Origin of the sequence: Amycolatopsis melonis (assembly GCF_040064235.1) — a bacterium.
GTDB lineage: Bacteria > Actinomycetota > Actinomycetes > Mycobacteriales > Pseudonocardiaceae > Amycolatopsis > Amycolatopsis melonis.
In genome coordinates this window covers 107060-127563 of sequence record NZ_JBDZYD010000002.1, presented here as the reverse complement: position 1 = coordinate 127563, position 20504 = coordinate 107060, and the positions used below count along the sequence as shown (strand labels likewise).

The window sequence follows — 20504 nt, the reverse complement described above, 5'->3', positions numbered from 1 at the left end:
CTTCCCGGAAGCGACGGCCGCCTACGAGGTCATCCCTCGGCGCAACGCCGGGTGGCCCGCGGCAGGAGCCGGCTCAGGGAGCACCCCAGAACTCGTCTTCCGACTGGGGGTCGGACGAGAACAGCCACACCTCGGCAACCCGGCCGCCATCGATCCGCAGCAGGTCGACGCCGTGCTGCGACATCGCTGCCTCCGCACGCCTCCCGCTGAAGTGCACCGGAACGGCCACCAGTGCACCGTTGGCCATCGGCGAACCCGTCACCGACAGGTCGAAGGTCCCTTCGCTGACCGTCATCATGTCGCCGAGCAGTTTGCCGACCGACGCGGCCCCCCGATGGGTCCCGGAGAACTGGTGGCCACCCGGCTGGTGCCACACGATGTCGTCGGCGAACAGGCCGGCCACCCCGGCGAAGTCCTTGGCGGCAAGCGCGGCGAAGTACTTTTCGACCACGGCCACCGGTGAAGCGGATTCAGCCATGGGGCTCCCTCCAAAGTCCTTTCGCGGATGAACATCGCACAGGAAATCGAATCATTCCGAAACCCGGCCCGATCTTGCGGCGACGCTATCGCCGCCCCTTACTTGCGGCAACGTCCTCGGGGCCGCTGCGAAGGGAATCCCTCAGCAATGAAGCAGCCTCGCGACCACGCCGGATCGGACCGCGCGCGGGGTTTCACTGTTCGGCCACGAACTCGGTGATCCGGCGCCATAGATCGGTCCAGGGCTCACCGGCGAACTCGTTGTCGTGTCCGAGCCCTGCCACGGTCACCAGTTGCGCGGGTACGCCCGCGCGCTCGGCTCGCTCGGCGAGTTCTCGCGCGTAGCCGACGGGTGCCACCGTGTCGTCGTCACCGTGGATGAGCATCAGCGGGGCGGTGACCGCGTCGACCACGTGCAGCGGTTGCTTCGCCGGGTCGTCGAAATAGGCCCGCAGATCCGCCGGGTCGATCTCGGCGCCGTGCGGCAGCGTCAGGCCGGACGCGCCGCCCTGTGCCTGTCCGAAGTAGTGGGCCGGCTGGTAGAGGCCCATGATGAGGACGGCGCGATGCCACCACTCGGGATGGCGCGCCAACGCCAGCGTGGCGGTGTAGGCGCCCCGGCTGGTTCCCACGATGCTCAGCCGTCTCGGGTCGATCTCCGGCATCCCGCAGAGGTATCGGGCCGCCGCCGCCACGTCGTCGACGTCGCCGCCACCCATCTCGGCCCGCGCGGCATGGTCCGGGCCGTGGCCGGGCGTCCCGCGGTGGTCGACCGTGAAAACGGCGAATCCGGCCGCCAGCAAGGGGGCGTGTTCACCGATCTGCGCGTACCGGCCCTGCTCGTCCAGCGCGCCGCCCGTGCCCGACGTGCACACCACCACCGCGGGGAACGGCCCGGTCCCGCCCGGAAGGCTGAGGTGGCCGTAGACGGTCGTGCCGTCCGAGGAGACGAAGTCGTGCACGGTGATTCCGGCCGGCGAAAGCCCGGCGTCGGCGGACTCCCGCTCCAGCTCGTCCCCGAGCATGGCCGTCAGCCCGGTCAGCGTCAGATTCCGTTGCAGCCGGACGGCGGGTACCGCGATGCCGAGCTCGTTCTGCAGGAGGACGCGCAGCTCGACCCCGGCCAGCGAGTCGATGTCGACCGACTGGCCCGACCGGAGCTGCTCGTCGGACAAGCCTGTCACCCGTTCGATGAGCGGGGCCACCAGCGGTGGCAGCAGTTCGGCGCGTTCGCCGGGAGAGACGCTCCGGATCAGGTGTGGCACCGACTCGGTCTCATCGCCGTCCGCTGCCATGTCGGGCACCAGGCTCTGGTACCGGGGAAGCCTGCGCAGCTGGGGGTTGGCGTGTGTCCACTTGCGCCAGTCCATGCCCGCGACGGACCCTTCGACCGCGCGAGTGCGCAGCAAGGTCTCCAGCTCGGTCACCACCTGCGCCGGCGTGACGCCGGTGTGGCCGTTGATCCGCAGCACGTTCTCGACAGCGCTCACGTTGACCGACACTCCGACCTCTTCGATCATTCCCCAGCCCACGCTGAGGGCCGGCAGTCCGAGGGCGTGCCGGTAACGCGCGAGCGCGTTGAGGAACTCGTTGGCCGTGGAGTAGGCGCCGGCCACCGCGGAGCCGAGCTGCGAGGCGATCGACGAGAACAGCACGAAGAAGTCCAGCTCGTCCTGCTGAGTCTCCTCGTGCAGGTACCAGGCCCCGTCGGCTTTCGGCCCGGTGGCCTTGACCAGCCTGGTGGCGTCCATTTCCGAGAGCAGGGCGTCGTCGAAGTCGGCGGCCGTGTGGAAAATGCCGCGGAGTGGCGGCATCGAGGCTCTGGCCTGGGCCAGGACCTCCGTGACCCGCTCGCGGTCGGCCACGTCGGCCCGCTCGACACGGACCTCGACGCCCTCGGCGCACAGTTCGTCCACCGCCGCCTTGGCCTCGTCGGTCGCCGCGCCGCGCCGGCCCATGAGCACCAGGTGGCGGGCTCCGCGATCGGCGAGCCACCGGGCGACCGTCAGGCCCAGTCCGCCCAGGCCACCGGTGATCACGTAGGTGCCGTCGGCGGTGACCAGCGGGGCGGACACCGACCGGGCCGGTACTCGCACCGTCTCGCCGGCGACCCGGACCACGACCTTGCCGATGTGCTCGCTGCGCGCCATCGCCTGGAACGCGGCAGGCAGGTGCCCGGCCACCACCTCGGTGACCGGTAGCGGGGCGAACGCGCCTTGCTCGTAGAGGGCCGCCACTTCGCGCATGTACTCGCGGGCCGTTTCCGGCCGCAGGCGCATCATCTGGTCGTAGTCGAACGCGTGGAACGAAAGCCCCCGGTGGAAGGGGGACAACCGCAGGAGCCGATCGGCGGCGATGTCCGCCTTGCCGAGTTCGACGAACCGGCCGAACGGCCGCAGCAGGTCCAGGCTCCTGCGCAGGAATTCGTCCGACAACGAGTTGATCACGACGTCGACGCCCTCACCGGAGGTCATCGCCAGGATGTCGTCGGCGAACGAGGTGGACCGGGAGTCCGCCACTCCCGCCACTCCTTCGGCAAGCAGGAACGCTCTGCGGTCTTCGCTGCCCGCCGTCGCGTACACCTCGGCGCCCAGCCAACGCGCGATGCGAACCGCTGCCAGTCCGACACCGCCGGCGCCGGCGTGCACCAGCACCCGGTCGCCGGGCCGCACGCGGGCCAGCTCGGTCACGGCCTGGTAAGCGGTGACGGCCGGGAAGAGCGACGCCGCCTGAGCCGGGGACATGCCCGCGGGAGCACGGACCACCCGGACCGCGTCGACGGTGACGTGGGAGCGGAACAGGTCGCGGCCGTGCACGAAAACCTGGTCTCCGAGCTTCAAGCCGGAGACGGCCTCGCCGATCCGCACCACGGTGCCGGAGCACTCCATGCCCAGCGCGTCCTGCGAGTGACTCCCCGACATCGCCTCGGCCGTGAGCAGCCCGGTGACCTTGAGAACGTCCTTGAAGTTGAGACCGGCATGCGAGATTTCCACCTCGACCTCGGCCGGCCCGGGAGCCTCGCGGCCGGTCGCGGTGAAGCCGAGCCCGGACACGCCCGAGCCGTCGGCGACGAGACGGACCGGAGTCCGCCCGGCGGTGACGTCGATGTGGTGCAGGCCGGACCGGGCTTCGGCGTGCTCGAGCCTGCGAACGTGCCGGACGCCGTCGCGCAGTGCCACTTCCTCCAGCTCGTCGGAGGTCAGTTCGACGACGAGTGCGTCGATGCTCGCCGTCGAATCCAGGTCGATCAGCCGGCAGCGCAGGTCCGGGTACTCCGCGTTGACCACCCGGCCGAACCCCCACAGAGCGGCCGCGAACGGGTCGGTCGTCGCGTCGTCCGCGGAGACGCTCTGGGCGCCGGAGGTGACGATGAACAGCGGCGCGGCGGTCAGGTTCTGTACCAGCCGCAGCGGCTCAGCGACGGCGGAACAGGCCGGCGCGCCCGTGGTGGCGGGGCGGCCGGACCCGGCGTCGTCGAAGTAGACCACGCCGCGGCACGCGGGGTCGGCGGCACGCTCGGCCCAGTCGCCGTCCGGTGACAACACGTGGGCGACTTCGCCGCCTGCCTTGCGCAGGCCCTGGACCAGGCCGGCCGCCGCGGGTGATGATCCGATGACGACCCACGTGCCGTCGGCCGTGCCGCTTCGGGCCGGTTCCGGCCGCCAGGCGTGTTCGTAGTAGAGCTCCTCCGGGGCCGCCGGTTTCCCCGCGTGGTCGTCGCGGAGTGCCCGCGCCCGCATCCCGATCAGCTCAGCCACCACCTCGCCGTCGTCGGTGAAGAGCGTCACGTCGCAGTCGAGGTGCCCTGCCTCGGCGTCGAGCCGGCCGCGGCCGTGCACCCACAACCGCCGGCCGGGCACGCGGTGGAAACGCAGCTCCGCGAGCTGGGACGGGATGTAGGTACCGGAGGCGTTCTCGTCGGTCGCCACGGCACCGATCAGCATGCAGTGCAGTGCGGCATCGAGCACGGCGGGGTGCAGCCGGTATCCGGTCAGGTCGGCGGTGCCGGGATCGAGTTCGGCGTAAACCTCGCCGGTGGCCGCCCGGAACCACATCCTGCGGACAGCTCGGAAAGCCGGACCGTAACTCAGTTCGGTCCGGTCCATCCGCCGGTAGATCTCGTCGTGGTCGAGCTGCGGCCACGAGCGTGTCAGCTGCTCCAACGTCGCCGTCTGCCGCCGTGGCTGCCGCGGCCGGACCACGCCGGAGTGACGCCCCTGGGCGTGCAGCGTCCATTCCGCGTCGTCCTCGTCCCGGCTGTGCAGCGTGATGAGGCGTTGAGCTGGATCGTAGCTGCTTCGCAGTGTCGCGATAGGCTGCGGGACCAGCGTGAGGGGGCGGTGGAACACGACGTCCTCCAGCACGCACGGCTCTTCCTCGGGGAACAGGGCGAGCGCCGCCTCGAGGTAGCCGGAGCCGGGGAAAACCATCGTCTGCCCGATCCGGTGGTCGGCGAGGTAGGGGAACTCGGCCATCGACAGTTCGACGTCACGGACCGGGCTGGTGGCCACGACGGTGCGGCCGCGCAGCCGGAGACCGCCGTCGCCGAGCCTCGCCTCTCGTGATGCCGCCGACTCGACCCAGTGGTGCTCGCGCTGCCACGGATAGCGTGGGAGGTCGAGGTGTTCGCGCGGGCCCGGATGCACCCGGCGCCAATCCGGCTCGACGCCGGCTGTGTAGAGGACGCCCAGTGCTTCACAGAGTTCCCGGCGTTGCGGGCGTCCGCGTCGCTGCGCGGCGACCCGGACGGCGTCGACCCGTTGTTCGACCGTTGCCTCGTCGATGGACGAGGCCAGCACGGGATGAGGCCCGATTTCCATGATCACGCCGGGTGAGAGGGCCAGCAGCCGGCGCAGCGCGTCGGCGAAGCGGACCGGCTCGCGGACGTTGCGCCACCAGTATCCGGCGTCCATCCCGGTGCCGTCGACCCGATCACCGGTCACCGTGGAGAACAGCGGAATTCCTGCCGTGCGCGGCCGGATCCCGGCCAGTGCCGTGAGCAGCGGCTCGCGGATCTCGTCCATCTGGTGGCTGTGATAAGCCACCTCGACCCGCAGCGGCCGCACCGAGGCGCCCGCTTGGCGCAGAGTGGTGGTCACGCGCTCCAGCGCGTCCGGATCGCCCGCCACCGTCGTCGCGTTGGTGCTGTTGATCGCCGCGATGCTCACGCCCTCGACCAGGTGCGCCTGCACCACAGCGGCAGGCTGGTCGACAGCGGCCATGGCACCGCGACCGGCCAGGCGCGCCTGCAGGCTTGCCCGGTGGACGCTGATCGTCAGGGCGTCTTCCAGGGAATACACGCCCGCCACGTAGGCCGCGGCCACCTCGCCCACGCTGTGGCCGACGATGACCGTGGGCTCGATTCCCCAGTCCCGCCAGATCGCGGTGAGGCCGATCTGCACGACGAAGTTGGCCACCTGCGCGTACAAGGTCTCGGTCAGCCGGGACTCTTCTTCCGGACGAAGCAGCTCCTCCGCGATGGAAAGGCCGAAGCGGGCCAGCACCTTGTCACAGCCGGCAACGACCTCCGCAAACCGCGGGTCCTCTTGGAGCAGTTCGCGTCCCATGCCCCACCACTGCGGGCCCATGCCCGTGAAGACGAAAGCCAGTCCCTCACGCGGGTCGCGTCGCGGAGCGGTCTCGGCCGACCGGAGTTTCTCCACCGCCTCGACCGGGCCGTCGGCCACGACGAACATCCGAAGAGGATGGTGTTCGCGGTGCAGCGCGGCCGCCCGGCAGACCCGGTGCAGTGCCGGGGCGCCGGGTTTCTCCAGCATGGCCGCGTACGCGTCCGCGAGCGCCCGCAGCGCTTCGGGGCTGCGCGCCGACAACGTCAACAGCCGTGGCGACCCGTCGTCGTGGCTGGTATCCGCGGCCGGGGCTCCAAACGACTGTTCCAATACGGCATGGGCGTTGGTGCCGCCGACGCCGAAGGAGTTGACGCCTGCCCGGCGTGGCCCGCCGCACTCGGGGAACGGGGTGAGCTCGGTGGGCACGCGCAGCGGCAGCGTCTCGAACGGAATGCCGGGGTTCGGTCGTTCGAAGTGCAGGTTCGGCGGAACGACGCCGTGGTCCAGGCAGAGCGCGGCCTTGATCACGCCGGCCACACCGGCGGCGGCCTCGGTGTGGCCGAAGTTCGACTTGACCGAGCCGATCAGGTGGGTGCGGTCCGAAGAGCCGAGAACCTCGCCGATCGCCGAGGCTTCGACCGGGTCGCCGACCGCGGTCCCGGTCCCGTGTGCCTCGTAGTAGAGAACCGATGCGGGATCGACCCGCCCCGCGCGGCACGCTGCCCGGATCACCGCGCGCTGGGCTTCGGCGCTGGGCATCTGGACACCCGGCGTGCGGCCGTCCTGGTTGACCGCGGTGCCACGGACCACCGCACGGACGCGATCCCCGTCCCGCAGAGCGGCCGCCAGCGGCTTGAGGAGCACCAGCCCGGCGCCTTCGCCCCGGGCGTAGCCGTCGGCACGGTGGTCGAACGACTTGCAGCGGCTGTCCGGTGACAGGAACTGCCCCTTCGACAACAGAATCGTCGTCGTCGGGTTGCTCATCACGTTGACCCCACCGGCCACCGCCAGTTCGCACTCACCGCGCGAGAGCGCGACACAGGCCTGGTGGAACGCGACCAGCGACGACGAGCATGCGGTGTCGATGGTCAGCGACGGCCCGAGCCAGTCGAAGGTGTAGGACAACCGCGCGGCCAGCATGGTCATGCTCACCCCGGTCGGCGTCGAGGGCCCGATCAACCGGCGGTTGGATTCCGCCACCTGAAGAACCGCGGCGTCGAAGGTGAAGCCCCCGATGTAGGCCCCGACCCGGGTGCCGGCCGTGTGGCTCGGCGGAATCCCCGCGTCCTCCATCGCCTCCCACGTCACCTCCAGCAGCAACCGCTGCTGTGGGTCGAGCGAGGCCGCCTCCCGTGGCGAGATACCGAAGAAGGCGGCATCGAACCGGTCGATCGGAGCGCGCAGGAACCCGCCCTGCCGGACGGACATCCGGCCCGGCGTCACGGGGTCCGGGTCGTAGAAGGACTCGGTGCGCCACCGGTCCGCCGGGATGTCGATGATCGCGTCCGTGCCGGACGCCAGCAGCTTCCAGAAGCTCTCCGGATCTTCGACGCCACCCGGGAACCGGCAGCCGATGCCGATGATCGCGATGGGCTCGAGACGGCCGGAGTCCGTGGTCGTGGCATCCGAGTCGGGAGAACTGTTCATGGGTTTTCCGTTGCTTTCTGCTTCGAGTGGCCGGCCGGAGCGGCAGTTCAGAGGATGGTGGCGAGCAAGTCGCCGACCGACATGTCGGCGGCGGACGCCGCACCCATGGCTGAAGGGGCTTCGTCCCGGGCGAAACTTCCCCACCGCCCGGCCCGCACCGCGGCCGCGACCTGGTCGGCCCAGTGCGCGACCACCCGGCCGCTGAGGCCGGCTTGGCGAGCGAGTGCGTAGGCGACTCGGGCTTCGGCAACGCTGTAGCAGCCGACCGGAAGGCGGCTGCTCACGTCGTCCAGCGGTGCCAGCACGCCGCCGTGCGCGGGGACCTGCTGGTTGGCGACACGTTCGATCATGGTCATGGGAACCTCCACGGAACTCGGAACGGAAAGGAATCGGCGCAGTGCGACTGCTCTGCCGGAATGACTGTCGCCTGATCAGACCAGCACGTCCGGCTCCGCGTGTAGAGCGCCCGAACATTTTCGCAGCGCACACTCGTCGATCTCGGGTGAATTCGCCTCATGAGGGATTCCCTTCACGACAACTGCACAGGTGCCACTGAGGGATTCCCTTCTCGGATGCCACATGACATTGCCGGACGACCGACGCTGCGGATAGCCTGGCCACGCCGGGAATCGAGGTCGCTCACCTGACCGCATTCGAAGAGGCATCCTTCTGCGGTACTCAGTAAAGGAGCAATTGATGAAGAGGAAGATCGGTAGCGTCATCGGCGGCGCCGCAGCTCTTGCTGCCGCTTTCCTGCCGGCGTCCCCGCAGACACATCCGGCCGGCGCTCCGGACTCGATTCATGCTGCCGGATGTCCCATTCCGGCGATCCGAGTCTGTGCCCTGCCTGCACCCGGCGACCCTGGCGCGTGACGGGACCGGTGCCTTGCGCGGACGATCGCGGCCGGCGCCTTTGCCAAGGGGGTTGCTGACAACCGTTGACGTTGCCTCCTTAGCGGCGCCCGTCCGCCGGTCTTTCGCGTAGGAACCGCGACGGCCACCGGCTCGCCCGCGGCCAGACCGGCCCGGACGAACGAGACGGTACCGGCGAGGTACTCGTCGGCGTCGCCGTGGAACAACGCGGACCGCACGAACGGTTCGACCGGCATGCTCATGACGCTTCCGTTCTTCGAACGCGACCATCACCGATTCGGTGGGAAAAGCACCGTCAGCATCCTGCGCAGACCATCAGCGGCCGGACGAGCGTGAGCGGCGCCGGGGCGGGCCGGCGGCGGACCGCGGTGACCAGCATGGCGGTACCCCGGGCGTCGATGAACGACAGCTGGGACAGGTCCAGCCGCCAGGGTGCGCCGCTCCGGGTCGCCGATTCCAGCGCGGACCGCCAGGTTCCGCGAGTTCACAGGTCGACCTCTTCGATCACCCACAGCCCACGTTGACCTGGCAACGGCGCCAGCTGCACCTGGCTGCGATGCGCGTCAGTCACGCACCCCAGCCGACGGCGAGCAGGAGCACCCGGCAGTCCAGCCTCGGTGCGCGACGCCGCCGGGTTGGCGGTGCTCACCTGGAGCATGGGTATGCAGACCGGATCGGTTACCGTCTCGCCACGGCCGACCACGACTGAGCATTGATGGCGTCAGGTGTTCGCCTGGCAGGCAGCCCTGGAGAGCTGTACCGGGTCATAGCCGGTAACCGGTTTCGGTTGCCGGACCGGCCGTTCTGCACTGGCGATGTCGTAGGTTGCGACCGCGGCCGTGGTCACGTCGGCGGGCAGGTTGTCGGCGATGCAAGGGATCGCCATGACGACCACCCTGGCCGGAGCGCTGGCGCCGCCGGGACGGCCGGGTCGCAGGTTCTTCAGCAGGGACCCGTGGTAGCTCCAGGCGACGCTCTTGGCGCCGTCGGGCGTGGTCATGCCGGGGTTGTCGGCCGGGGTGCGGGTGTCGTTGTAGATCTGCTGGTAGGTGTTCTCGTCCTTGAAGCCCTGTCCTGGCGGCGTCCACACGGCGAATCCCATGTTGACCGCGTGATCGGCGGTGGCGGTGAACGTCTGGGTTTCCGGTGCGAACGGCTGCAGGGTGGCTTTGCCGGGGTAGCGGTAGGACGTGGAGCAGGTCCCGGCCGGTGCGAGGCCGAGGTTCTCGTACGGCGTTGCCGGCACGACGTTGGCGTCGGAAACGAACTGCGGTTCCGGGGTTTCGCCGGAGAGGTACCGGGCCAGGAAGGCGGTGAATCCGCCGTCTTGCTTGGCCAGCTGGAGCCATCGGCTGGTGACCCAGGTCTGGTGTTCGTTGGTGCCGGAGCTGTCCTGGATCGGGTCGCCGATGCAGTAGGCGGAGAACCCCAGCGAGCAGTCCTTGGCGAAGCGTCCGTTGGCCGGGTAGGAGCGCGCCGGTCCGCGGCGGCTGTTGTTGCCCAGCTCGCCGGTGGTGATCCCGACATAGGCGACGTTGAGCGTGTGCGCCCCGGCGCAGGCGGGCTTGGCGACGCCGACCCGGTCAACGCGCTTTAATGCGCTCCGCGCAGGATCGACGGCGTCGTCAGCACTGCTTCGGGCAGCGTCCGGTACGGCTGGCTGGTCACCTTGACCTTGCCGATCCGTCCGGAGTGGTCCCGCACCAGGAACTCCCCCGCGCGGGCGCGCCCATCGGCCAGCGGTGACAGTTCCTTGGTGACGACGTCGAGGTAGCGGGCGTCGCCGGGGTCGAGGCCAAGCCAGGCGAGGCCGGTGCGGGCGAGGCCTTCGTCGCGGTGCCGGCCGAGAAACCGCACGGCGATCAAGCCGCGCAGGACGTCGTCGCCGAGGTCTTTCGGGGCGTGGGAACCGAAAGCGGCGTCGGCGGCGTGTTTGCGGCCGTCCCGGACGAACTCCAACGCGATCTGCTGGCCCTCGGGGGTGCCGGTGACGTTGTAGGCCTCGTCGCAGATGAACTCGCCCCAGCGGTCGGTGGTGAAGCAGATTTCCTTGGCGATCGCGGCGATCAGCAGATGGAAGGCGCGGCCGAACAGCTTCCGCGGCGGGATCCGCGCGGCCATGCGCTCGTTGCTCATCTCCAGGCTGCTCGGGAGCGGGATTTCGTTGGTGCAGAAGACAACCATGTCCGCCCCGTACAGGTCGACCGGGTCCAGCCCGGCGTCGAAGATGGGCCGGGTGATCGGATCGCGGCGCAGCCGTTGCAGCCGGTCGGCCAGTGCCCGCGCGGCCGGATCGTTCTCGCCGTGGTCCTGCAGCGTGTCAACGAGCAGGTTGCTGGAGGCGTCCGGGCTGCCGCTGACGGCGTCGAGGCCGCGGCCGAGCGCGTCCCGCTCGGCGGAGTTGGATTCCAGGTCCAGCCACGCGGCGAAGAACGTCTCGGCGATCCCGGTGCTGGACCTGCTCGCAGACCGGAACACCCGCAGCGGATCGCAGGAATGCCGCAGCCGCAACGGTTCGGCGTGGTCGAGGGTGGGGTCGATGATGTCGACGATCTGCGCCTTACCGGGCAGCGCCGCGGCGACGGGTTCCCATTCACGGCTGCGGGTCCGGTCGATGACGATGACGCGGCCGTCGAGCATCAGCCGGACGACGGCGGCGACGTTCTTCAGGATCACCGACTTCCCGGCGCCGAGCTCGCCGATGACCGCGATGCCGCCCGAGGAGTCATGCGTCGGGCCGTAGGTCGGGTCGAGCAGGAACGGTGCGACGGCACCGCCGTCGAAGGTGAGTCCGAACAGCGCGCCGGTGGGGTCGCCGAAGTCGGTGGCCGAGACCGGCAGCAGCATCGCCGCGTCGCTAGCGAGCAGGTTCTGGCTGCACTCGCGCACCACCATCGGGGTGACGCTGCCGGGGAGCATCGCCTGGTACAGCTGGCGCTGCCCGCCCAGCGGACGTTCCCAGCGGTATTCGCCGCCGAGGAACGCCTGCCGCAGCGCCTTCGCGCGGGCGTCGCACTCCGCGGCAGTCGGGCCCCAGACGCAGGCGATGACGCCGACCTCGAGGTCGATCTCGGTGGAGCTGGCGCCGAGCCGGGCGTTCTTGTGCTGGATCTCCTCCTGCGCCGAAACCACGTCCGCGGGAACTCCGGCGGCGTCGCCGGCATGTTCGTCGTCCTGGCCCATCAGGTCCCGGGTGCGGCGCCGGTTCGCCGCGCGGGCGTCCTCGTTCGATCGGGCGGTGACCCGCAGCGCGTAGTCGACACCGAACCCGATCTCCGCCAGCCGGGCCAGGATCTCGTGGCCGGGGAAGGTGAACGCGCGCGGCATCTCCGCCAGCAGCAGATAGGCCTGGTAGCTGACGATCGGGCCGTCGTCGGACGGGGTGACGCACTTGAGGAACCGGCGCCCCAGCATCTCCAGCGGGGCCCAGCGGCGCTGGTCGGTCCGGCCGCCTTCATCGAACACGCACGAGCGGGTCATCGCCAGCTGCGCCCGGCCACTCCCCCGCCGCAGCGTGAGCCCGCTGTTGTGCACCGCCGTTCGTTCCAGCTGCGGTTCGCCGACACCGCGGACCGGTGCCCGGCACAGCCACCACAGCAGCTCGGCCTCGGTCGCCGGACGCAGCGGCAACGCGCCACCGAGCTCCTGCTGGACGATCCGGGCCCGCTCCCGCGCCCCGGCGATCGCCGCGGCGGTGGCCGGGCAGGCCGGGACGCCGAGCTGCTCGCCCAGCGCCGTAGCCGTCGCGCGGAGGAACGCCTGCGCCGAGTCCTTCCAGCCATGCCCGGTCAGCGGCGCGGCGATCCAGTAGCTGCGGCCGAGGACGTCGAGGGCATCGAGCTGGTCCCAGGCGTTGTGGACCGTCTCCGCCCAGTGCGGATTCGCATCCAGGTCGACGCCGTGCAGGCAGCGCTGGACGATGGCGTGCGGCTGAACCTGCTCGCACAGCGACGCGATCATCACCTCGCCGCGCAGCGACTTCATCAGCGTCACCGTCCGGTCGTACAGCTCGCGCAGCTGCCGCCCGGTCGAGCGGGCGCTCTCGTGCGGCAGCACCCGCCACACCGCCCAGGTCGAACCGTCGGCGCAGAACAGCAGGTTCCCGGCCACATCCGTCACGTCCACTACGGCTCCCTCCTGCGTGCCTGGGCCAGCACCAGCTGCAGTGGCGACACCACCGGCTCGCCGGCGTCGACCTCCGGGTGCACGTACAGCCAGCCGCAGCTCCGCGTGGGCCGTGGAGCCCGGTATGGGCGGCGGCCGAACGTGCCGGTGGCCGGGGCGAGCAGGTGCATGCCCAACCCGATCAGCCAGCCGAGCGGGGTACGCGACTCGATCCGGGCACGCCGGACGAACACCGCCGACAACGGCACGAACCACCGCGCCGGACCCAGCCAGTCCAGCAGCGGCAGCTTCCACACCACCACCAGCAAGATCAGGAACAACACGCCCTGGGTCAGGGTGTACGGACCGCCCGGCAGGTAGCCGCCGTCGCGGCCGGGCATCCGCCCGAACATCCGCGGAAACCGCCGCGACCGGGTGTAGGAGCGGCCGACCAGGACGTGACCGCGGCCGCGCGACGCAGTCAATGCGTGAACCAGGCGCCGAACATCCCGGCCACCCCGTCGAGGTTGAGCAGGATGCCCAGGAAGATCGCCGCGATCACCCCATACTTGATCGCCCGGGTGAAGTTCCCGCGGGTACCGATCAGCAACCCGATCCCGCCGACGACCGCCGCCAGCAGGATCAGCCGCCGCACCGACTGATCCCCCCAGGCCAGGTTCGCATCCAGCCAGGACCGCACGTCCGCAGCCAGCACCATCATCACGTTCTCCTCGGCCTCAGCGGCCCGCCAGCAGCGGCGCCGGATCGATGCGGTTGATCTCCCACCGGCCCGCCCGCGCCACCAGCGTCAGCGCATAGTCGACCGGCGTGCTCTGCCCCGTCGCGTCCACCGCCGCGGCATGCACCAGGACGTGGACGACGGTCCCGTCTAGCGGCCGGGCGGCCTGCCCCGGCTCGAACTTCTCGTGGGTCCGCAGCTCGACCAGCTGGACGGCGGCGAACGGCGCCGGCTGCGGTGGGGCAAGGCTTGCTCCGGGGCTGACGAACCGCTCCAGCTGCCCTTGCCCCGCCAGGTAGGCGCCGAGAAAACCGATCACTGACTGCCCGATCGGCCCGGCCGGCTCGCCGGGCTCGTCATACGCCAGCGCCGCGGCCGAGCCCGTGCGCGGGCAGGCCACCGGCGACGGCAACGCCGTGGCCGAGTAGGCGCCCTCGGTGCCGGCCATAGCGACCTGCGCGCACAGCAACCTCGCCGTGCGCGTGCCGTCCGGCTGCAGCACCAGGACGTCCGCGACCACCACGACCGACCACATCCCCGGCCCGGGCGAGACCGCCGAGACCACCGCCGTGTCGATCGGGACCTGCGTCCCGGTGGCCCGCTGCGGCTTCGCTCCCCTCGGGTAGAACGTCTCGAGCCCGGCGAGATCGTCTCGCGTGGCCGAGAGCCACGAACGCACGTACATCGCGGCCCACCCCTCCGGCGCTGCCGAGGACGCGAGTGCGCCGCCGTCCCGCAGCGGCGGCGCACCCGCAGGCTGAAGAACAACGAGACCAGCGATCGTCAGCACGGGACTGGCCAGCACAGCCAGCCACGCCGCCACCCGGGCCGCGCGGCGAGCCACGCCACGCATCGCCGGTTCCACGTCCGCATCCGGCAGCAGCGTGGCCACCGGATTCCGGCCGCCTGCCGCACGGCCACGACAACGGATCATGATCACCCCTCCCGCTGCCCGGAGGCACGCGGCCAGGAACGAGGTGTGATTCAGCCCGCCCACGGCAGGTCGCGGCCCGGGAACTCCGCCGCGGCCTCGGCCAGCTGCTCGAACGCCCGCTGACGGTGCCGGGTGATCGTCGGCTGGCTCAGCCCTATCAGCGCGCCGATCTGCCGATCCGTGGCCACCCCGTCCCGCCCGACCGGACCACCGAAGTACCGGGTGGTCAGGATCGTGGCGGCGTGACCATCGAGCCGTTCCTCCTCCACCGCCCAGGACAGCAGCCCCAGCAGCTCCTCCGAGGCACCCATCTCCTCTGGGACAGCTGCCAGAGGTCGGTGCACCTCGTCGTCGTCCATGCTCACGACGTCCGCCGAGGCCTGGCCGTGATCGACACCGAAGTCTCGCTGCGCCGCGCGCTGGGTCTCGCGCATCAGATTCGCCGCCACATGATGCCGGCGCCGCAGCGGATAGCAGCGAGACTGCTCCCACAGGTGCCCGATCACCGACGCCTGGATGTCTCGGCTGTCCTCGCTGGCCGAGACACCACCGCCGGTCACCCCACGCCGAGCACCGACACCCCCGGCAGCCGCCCGGGCAGCCCGGACAACCCGGCCGACGATGCCCGGGACCACCGGCAGCATCGCGTTCACCACAATCTCCGTCGCCACCACGCCAGCAGCACCCGCCCCCACCGCACGGGCAAGAAGAGCGTGCAGCACCGCGTCGTGCCGCGCATAGTCCCGCGTCGCCAGCACCGCGACCAGATCCCGATGGCACCTGACCTCCGACAACGCCGGATCTTCGGCGGCCCAATCGAGCAATGCCTGATCGAACCTCGCGACCGCACGAGGTTCCTTGAACTGCTTCTGCAGCAGGGTCAACGGACTGTTCTCTGTGGATCGGCTGGTCATGACGCCGGCTCCTTCGCTCCGGGAACAAGATCCGCGCCAGCGTCGGAACAGCTGCTCGCCCCCTTGCTGAGCCGGATGCTTGCCCCGGGCCAAGAGCAAGCCCACCTTCACTCTTCCGTGTGATCTTCGCGCCGCGATGCCGAGGTCTGAAGACGGCACGAGACCGGTCACGAGACTGCGAAGGAGCAAGTCTCGGTCGCCACGCCGGCGTGGTCTCGAGAATCAAGCGATCAACGGCAAGGCCATGTCTCCCCGTGAAGAGGTCACAGTCTCGTTCACATGCGGAGGTGCTCTCGTGGCTCAGCCCTCCACGCCCCAACCCCACGATCCGACGGCCGCCCAGCTCGAACGGCCGCTGCTTGCCGCCGCCGTCGAGAAGCCGCTAACGTCGGCCGACGACAGCGTCTGGCGACTCGGCACCGGTTGTGGCAGAACATATTCCGGCCGAGTCGAAGACATCTCCGGCGCAGAAGGCGCACGCGTCCGTTCCCGGCTGACGGCCATCACACACGACCTCCTCGGCTGGGCGCAGTCACGCCTCTGCGAAGAGTCGAAAGAGGACAGCTGACGCATGACCACGCAAGACTGGGCACCGCCCTCGGGCTTGTCCGACTACGCCGTCTCCCCGCTGGGCATGCCCCGCGCGCTGCTGAACGACGAGGTCCGCGTCGCGTTCCTCGCCCGCACCTCGACCGAAGACCAGCAGGACCCACGCCAGTCCATCCTGCGCCAGCTCACGAACAGCAAGAACGCCTTGCCCCCGTCCTGGGTCATCACGGCCCACTTCTTCGACGTCGAATCCGGCCGGCTCGAACTCGACAAGCGCGGCCAAGGCGAAGGGTACGAGCGCTTCGACATCCCAATTCCCCGCGCGGGCGGCATCGCCGACCTCCTCGACGAGGCGTCTCGTCCCAACCGCCGCTTCGACGTGGTGATCTGCGAGAACATCGCCCGCGTCGCCCGGCGCGCCTTCGAAGGCCTCTCGGTCGAGCGAGAACTGGAACGAGCCGACGTCCCGCTCTTCGCCTCCAACGAGCCGCTGACGCTCTCCGGCAGCCGCGCCCAACGCGTCCTGCAACGGCGGATCAACCAGTCCATCGCCGAGTACGAGGTCCTCAACACCCTGGAGCAGTCCTGGGGCGGGCTGTGCACCCACGTCCGAGACGGCTGGAACATCGGCCAGCCACCCTACGGATACCGGGCGGACATCGTCCCGCATCCGAGTCCCGTCAAAGCCGAGAAGGGCAAGACCAAGTCTCGGCTCGAACCGGACGGCCTCCGCGGCCAAGCCGTCACCCAGATGGCCAACTGGCGCTACTACGAAGGCCTCGGCTGCACGGCCATCGCCCACCGCCTGAACGCCGACCCCGAGAAGTACCCGCCGCCCGAGGCGCCCTGCAAAGCCCGCACACGGGGCGCGTGGACCAGAAGCGCCGTCTACAACATCCTCGGCAACCCCAAGTACACCGGCTACCAGGTCTTCAACCGGCGCGCCACCACGTCCAAGCGCGGCCGGATCAACGAGCCCTACAAGTGGGTGTGGTCACCGCAGCCAGTCCACGAGCCCTTGATCGAGAAGTGGATGTTCGACGCCATCAACCACAACCGCAGCGTCGGCCGTGGCTCACGCAACGGAGACACCCTGAACAGCCACCCCAAGACCGAGCGCAAGTACGTCCTCCGCGGCCGCGTGGTCCACAGCTGCGGCCGACGGATGCTCGGGGACATGAAGCACAAGAAGGTCGTCTACTACCTCTGTTGGCCCGGCAAGAACAACCAGGGGAAAGCCGACCTTCACCCTGGCCTGCCGACGTCGATCCGCGTGCGCGAGGACGAACTCCTGGAAGCCATCTGCCGGTTCTACGCCGACAGGCTCTTCGGCACCGAACGGCGAGCAATCCTCGAAGCAGAGCTGGGTGGCACCGACGACGCGGCTGCCCGCGAACGGGAAGCTGAGCGGAGCCGTCAGCAGAGGCTCCTGGCCACCATCGCCAGGCAACAGGACTCGATCATGCGGCAAGCCCGCGAAGGCGACCCGGACGACCCGTTCACCCAGGGACTCCGCCAGAGCTACAACGACCTCGAAAGCCAGAAGAAGACGGCACTGGCCGCAATCGCACAACTCGACACAGCTGAGCAAGCCACCGGACCGACGCCGGCTGACCTCAGCCGTCTCGACGCACTTCCCTACCTCGCGGTGAACCTGGCGAAGGCACCACGGGAGCTGCTGCACAAGCTGTTCGAGGTGACTCAGCTCAGCGTCAACGTCCACGGGAGCGGCGATGAGGTGACGATCACAGTTAAACTGCCGGTGGATCATCTTCCGAAGACGGCGCAAGCCGCAGAAAGGATCTCCGACGCCATGTCTGCCACTCAACCAAAAAGCTCGGCTGACCTGGGTCAACCGAGCTTGGGTGGTAGCTGTTTGTACCCCCGATGGGATTCGAACCCACGCTACCGGCGTGAGAGGCCGGCGTCCTAGGCCGCTAGACGACGGGGGCTAGGATCTTTCCCTGGTTTCCCAGGGGCTTTTCTGTTTTCCTTGCTGGAGAGAACTTACCAGAGGCGATTTCTCGCTCTGCAGGGGGGTCACTCTCCGCAGCTGGGGTACCAGGACTCGAACCTAGACTAACAGAGCCAGAATCTGTCGTGCTGCCAATTACACCATACCCCAGTGAGGTACTTCTCCGGCTTGGCCAGTTCAGCACCGCACGAGAAGAAATACTAGAGCACGCCGTTCCGGACCGTGAACGCGGGGGTGTCACTTCGGCGCTGGGCCGGGACGCCGATCGTCGCGTACTCCGAAACCAGCAGCTCAGGCAGCTCCGCGAGACCCGCCAGCGTGTGGACGCCCTCCGGGGCGCGCTCGCCGATGCCGTCGCGGTCGAGCCAGATCGCTCCCAGGCCCGCGTCGCGGGCGCCGATCGCGTCGGTGTCCAGCTTGTCGCCGACGTGGACCGCCTGGGACGGGGCGCAGCCCATGCCGAGGCAGACCGTGTGGAACATCACCGGATCGGGTTTGGCCACGCCCAGTTCGCCGGCGATGGCCACGTGGTCGAAGAACGGCGCCAGGCCGAGGTCGGCGATTTTCCGCCGCTGGTGTGCCCCTGAGGCGTTCGTCACCGCCGCCAGCATCAGGCCTGCCGCGCGCAGCCACTCCAGGCACGGGACCACGTCGTCGAACAGCTGCCACGAGTGGTCCAGCAGCTCTCTTCGGCGGCGCTCGAACGAGCTCACCTGCTCGGCGTCGGCGAGGATGCCGATCTCGGCGAGGAAGCAGTCCGTGCGGCGCTGGTGCATGGTCGCGTAGTCCAGCTCGCCCGCGACGACGAGCGCGACGTGCTCCTCGGTGATCAGGTCCCACAGCGGCCACAGGTCACCCCGGCCGGTGAGGATGTGGAGGCTGCGGCGGATCGCGGCGGTGCAGTCGATCAAGGTGTCGTCGATGTCCAGGCACACCAGCCGCAGCTCGGGCGGCGCCCAGGGCTCGGACGCCACCGCGGCGGGCGGGGCGGTTCGCGAAGGGGTCCGGGGTGCCAGGGCGAAATCCACCCAGTGAGGCTAGGGCAACCGCTGCGTTCGCGACGCTGCCAAAGAGGTGATTGCCGCTCCCCTGTTCCGGCGCACCGGCTCTACTCCCAGTTGGCGAACCGACCCCGTTCGGTTACCCGGCAGACGTGTCCACTTCTCCGCTGCACACCTCAAAGGACGCAAAGTCCTTGCCACACCAGCGAAATCCGGTCCGTCCACAAGGGCAGCCAGCCGCGGCGCACGGGCACGACAGGGGAACACGGGCGGTGAACGGTCGCATTTGGACAGTCTCCCGGCCATCGGGCGGTCCTCGGAACGCGGACGGGTTCCCTCGGCGCACGTAGCCCGATCAGCGTATCCGCCGCCGGACCGCTTGACTCCGGAGCCGCGCGGGTGCATCCTCGACTTATTCAACAAGCGATGAATAGGGGAGATGGTCGAGATGGCCGAACGCACGAGCTGCGTCGTCGTCGGTGGCGGGCCCGCCGGGATGGTCACGGGCCTCCTGCTGGCCAGGGCGGGGGTCGAGGTGACGGTGCTGGAGAAGCACGCCGACTTCCTGCGAGACTTCCGCGGCGACACAGTGCACCCGTCGACCCTCACGCTGCTCGACGAGCTGGGCCTCGGCGAGAAGTTCCACGCGCTGCCGCACAGCGAGCTGCGCGCGGCCGGGTTCCCGCAGGAGAACGGCGAAATGATGAACCTCGCCGACTTCACCCGCCTGCACGTGCCGCACCCCTACATCGCGATGGTGCCGCAATGGGACTTCCTGGACCTGCTCGCCGAAAGCGCCCGCAAGGAACCGACGTTCGTCCTGCGGCTGGAGACCGAGTGCACCGGCCTGGTCCGCGAGCGCGGCCGGGTCGAGGGCATCACCTACCGCACGGCGGGCGGCGAGACCGGGGAGATCCGCGCCGACCTGGTCATCGCCGCGGACGGCCGGTGGTCGCTCGCCCGGCGCGAAGCCGGGCTGGTGCCGCGCGAGTACGACTGCCCGTTCGACGTCTGGTGGTTCCGGCTCTCGCGGCACGACAGCGAGGACGGCAGCATGCTGCTGCCGAAGATGCGGGACCGCCGGTTCGCCGTGCCGCTCCCCCGCCCCGGCTTCTTCCAGGTCGCCTACCTCAGCCCGAAGGGCGACGACCTGCGCGCCCAGGGCATCGAGGCGTTCCGCCGCAACGTCACGCAGATCCTGCCCGAGTTCGCCGACCGCGTGCACGAGCTGAAGTCGATGGACGACGTCAAGATGCTCGACGTGCGGCTCAACCTGCTGCGCCGGTGGCACGTCGACGGGCTGCTCTGCATCGGCGACGCGGCGCACGCGATGTCGCCGATCGGCGGGGTCGGCATCAACCTGGCGGTGCAGGACGCGGTCGCGGCGGCGACGCTGCTGGCCGAGCCGCTGCGGCGCGGCCGTCCGGCGGAGGCGGACCTGGCGAAGGTGCGTGCCCGCCGGTTGGCGCCGACGATGCTGGTGCAGGGCCTGCAGCGGCTGCTGCACCGGACCGTGATGCGCCCGGTGATGGCGGGCAGGCGCAACGGCCCGCCGGCCGCGATGATCAAGCTCTTCGCGCGCTTCCCGCGGCTGTCGTACCTCCCGGCCCGGCTGCTGGGCCTGGGCCTGCGGCCCGAGCACGCCCCGGCCTTCGCGCGGCGGCCGATGGAGCCGGCGGGCCGCTGAACGCCGTGAAGGCCACCTCCAGTTCCTCGAGGTG

13 protein-coding genes, 2 tRNA genes and 1 pseudogene are annotated in these 20504 nt (G+C 69.9%); 2 read left to right on the top strand and 14 right to left on the bottom strand.

Annotated elements, in window-relative coordinates:
* Positions 1–73: 73 nt before the first annotated feature.
* The 10 genes from ABJI51_RS05125 to ABJI51_RS05070 all read right to left on the bottom strand — a co-directional run bounded on the left by ABJI51_RS05125 (position 74) and on the right by ABJI51_RS05070 (position 16546).
* Positions 74–478 (bottom strand): nuclear transport factor 2 family protein, encoded by a 405-nt coding sequence (locus tag ABJI51_RS05125; RefSeq protein WP_348947790.1) that lies wholly within the window; start codon positions 476–478, stop codon positions 74–76.
* A gap of 193 nt (positions 479–671) precedes the next feature.
* Positions 672–7694 (bottom strand): SDR family NAD(P)-dependent oxidoreductase, encoded by a 7023-nt coding sequence (locus ABJI51_RS05120; RefSeq protein WP_348947789.1) that lies wholly within the window; start codon positions 7692–7694, stop codon positions 672–674.
* A gap of 47 nt (positions 7695–7741) precedes the next feature.
* On the bottom strand, positions 7742–8050 hold the full coding sequence (locus ABJI51_RS05115; protein ID WP_348947787.1) for a hypothetical protein: 309 nt from the start codon (positions 8048–8050) through the stop codon (positions 7742–7744).
* Between the two features lie 1238 nt (positions 8051–9288).
* A complete protein-coding gene (locus ABJI51_RS05100; RefSeq protein ID WP_348947785.1) occupies positions 9289–9813 on the bottom strand; it encodes a hypothetical protein in 525 nt (174 codons plus the stop codon).
* Positions 9814–10160: 347 nt separating this feature from the next.
* Positions 10161–12692 (bottom strand): ATP-binding protein, encoded by a 2532-nt coding sequence (locus ABJI51_RS05095; protein ID WP_348947783.1) that lies wholly within the window; start codon positions 12690–12692, stop codon positions 10161–10163.
* A complete protein-coding gene (locus ABJI51_RS05090; RefSeq protein ID WP_348947781.1) occupies positions 12692–13156 on the bottom strand; it encodes a hypothetical protein in 465 nt (154 codons plus the stop codon). The genes ABJI51_RS05095 and ABJI51_RS05090 overlap by 1 nt, the downstream gene beginning before the upstream one ends.
* Positions 13153–13392: a hypothetical protein gene (locus ABJI51_RS05085; protein WP_348947779.1), complete on the bottom strand. Its 240-nt coding sequence runs from the start codon at positions 13390–13392 to the stop codon at positions 13153–13155. Before ABJI51_RS05085 ends, ABJI51_RS05090 begins: the two co-directional genes overlap by 4 nt.
* A gap of 16 nt (positions 13393–13408) precedes the next feature.
* Positions 13409–14344 (bottom strand): conjugal transfer protein, encoded by a 936-nt coding sequence (locus tag ABJI51_RS05080; protein ID WP_348947778.1) that lies wholly within the window; start codon positions 14342–14344, stop codon positions 13409–13411.
* Between the two features lie 50 nt (positions 14345–14394).
* Positions 14395–15258: a hypothetical protein gene (locus ABJI51_RS05075; RefSeq protein WP_348947776.1), complete on the bottom strand. Its 864-nt coding sequence runs from the start codon at positions 15256–15258 to the stop codon at positions 14395–14397.
* 532 nt (positions 15259–15790) lie between these two features.
* The gene (locus ABJI51_RS05070) at positions 15791–16546 is read right to left on the bottom strand and encodes a hypothetical protein (RefSeq protein ID WP_348947775.1); all 756 of its coding nucleotides are present in this window, start codon (positions 16544–16546) and stop codon (positions 15791–15793) included.
* A 12-nt stretch (positions 16547–16558) separates the two neighbouring features.
* On the opposite strand from ABJI51_RS05070, the pseudogene ABJI51_RS05065 reads away from it, so the two are divergent.
* Positions 16559–16807 (top strand): annotated as a pseudogene (locus ABJI51_RS05065) (recombinase family protein); the annotation flags it as partial.
* Between the two features lie 75 nt (positions 16808–16882).
* On the opposite strand, the gene ABJI51_RS05060 reads toward ABJI51_RS05065, so the two are convergent.
* The 4 genes from ABJI51_RS05060 to ABJI51_RS05045 form a co-directional block, all read right to left on the bottom strand.
* Positions 16883–17578 carry a hypothetical protein gene (locus ABJI51_RS05060; protein WP_348947773.1) on the bottom strand — a complete coding sequence of 232 codons (696 nt, stop codon included), beginning with the start codon at positions 17576–17578 and terminating at the stop codon, positions 16883–16885.
* Positions 17579–17686: 108 nt separating this feature from the next.
* Positions 17687–17759: transfer RNA gene (locus ABJI51_RS05055), tRNA-Glu, on the bottom strand.
* A gap of 101 nt (positions 17760–17860) precedes the next feature.
* Positions 17861–17932: transfer RNA gene (locus ABJI51_RS05050), tRNA-Gln, on the bottom strand.
* A 50-nt stretch (positions 17933–17982) separates the two neighbouring features.
* Positions 17983–18717 carry an HAD family hydrolase gene (locus ABJI51_RS05045; RefSeq protein ID WP_348948683.1) on the bottom strand — a complete coding sequence of 245 codons (735 nt, stop codon included), beginning with the start codon at positions 18715–18717 and terminating at the stop codon, positions 17983–17985.
* 514 nt (positions 18718–19231) lie between these two features.
* Between ABJI51_RS05045 and ABJI51_RS05040 the strand changes: the two genes are divergently transcribed.
* Positions 19232–20470 carry an FAD-dependent oxidoreductase gene (locus tag ABJI51_RS05040; RefSeq protein ID WP_348947772.1) on the top strand — a complete coding sequence of 413 codons (1239 nt, stop codon included), beginning with the start codon at positions 19232–19234 and terminating at the stop codon, positions 20468–20470.
* Positions 20471–20504: the final 34 nt, after the last annotated feature.

What these genes read in the sequence shown, in the direction of transcription:
- ABJI51_RS05125 (WP_348947790.1), bottom strand. Translation starts at nt 478, where the DNA reads ATGGCTGAATCCGCTTCACCGGTGGCCGTGGTCGAAAAGTACTTCGCC.
- ABJI51_RS05120 (WP_348947789.1), bottom strand. Translation starts at nt 7,694, where the DNA reads ATGAACAGTTCTCCCGACTCGGATGCCACGACCACGGACTCCGGCCGT.
- ABJI51_RS05115 (WP_348947787.1), bottom strand. Translation starts at nt 8,050, where the DNA reads ATGACCATGATCGAACGTGTCGCCAACCAGCAGGTCCCCGCGCACGGC.
- ABJI51_RS05085 (WP_348947779.1), bottom strand. Translation starts at nt 13,392, where the DNA reads ATGATGGTGCTGGCTGCGGACGTGCGGTCCTGGCTGGATGCGAACCTG.
- ABJI51_RS05080 (WP_348947778.1), bottom strand. Translation starts at nt 14,344, where the DNA reads ATGATCCGTTGTCGTGGCCGTGCGGCAGGCGGCCGGAATCCGGTGGCC.
- ABJI51_RS05075 (WP_348947776.1), bottom strand. Translation starts at nt 15,258, where the DNA reads ATGACCAGCCGATCCACAGAGAACAGTCCGTTGACCCTGCTGCAGAAG.
- ABJI51_RS05060 (WP_348947773.1), bottom strand. Translation starts at nt 17,578, where the DNA reads ATGATCCACCGGCAGTTTAACTGTGATCGTCACCTCATCGCCGCTCCC.
- ABJI51_RS05040 (WP_348947772.1), top strand. Translation starts at nt 19,232, where the DNA reads ATGGCCGAACGCACGAGCTGCGTCGTCGTCGGTGGCGGGCCCGCCGGG.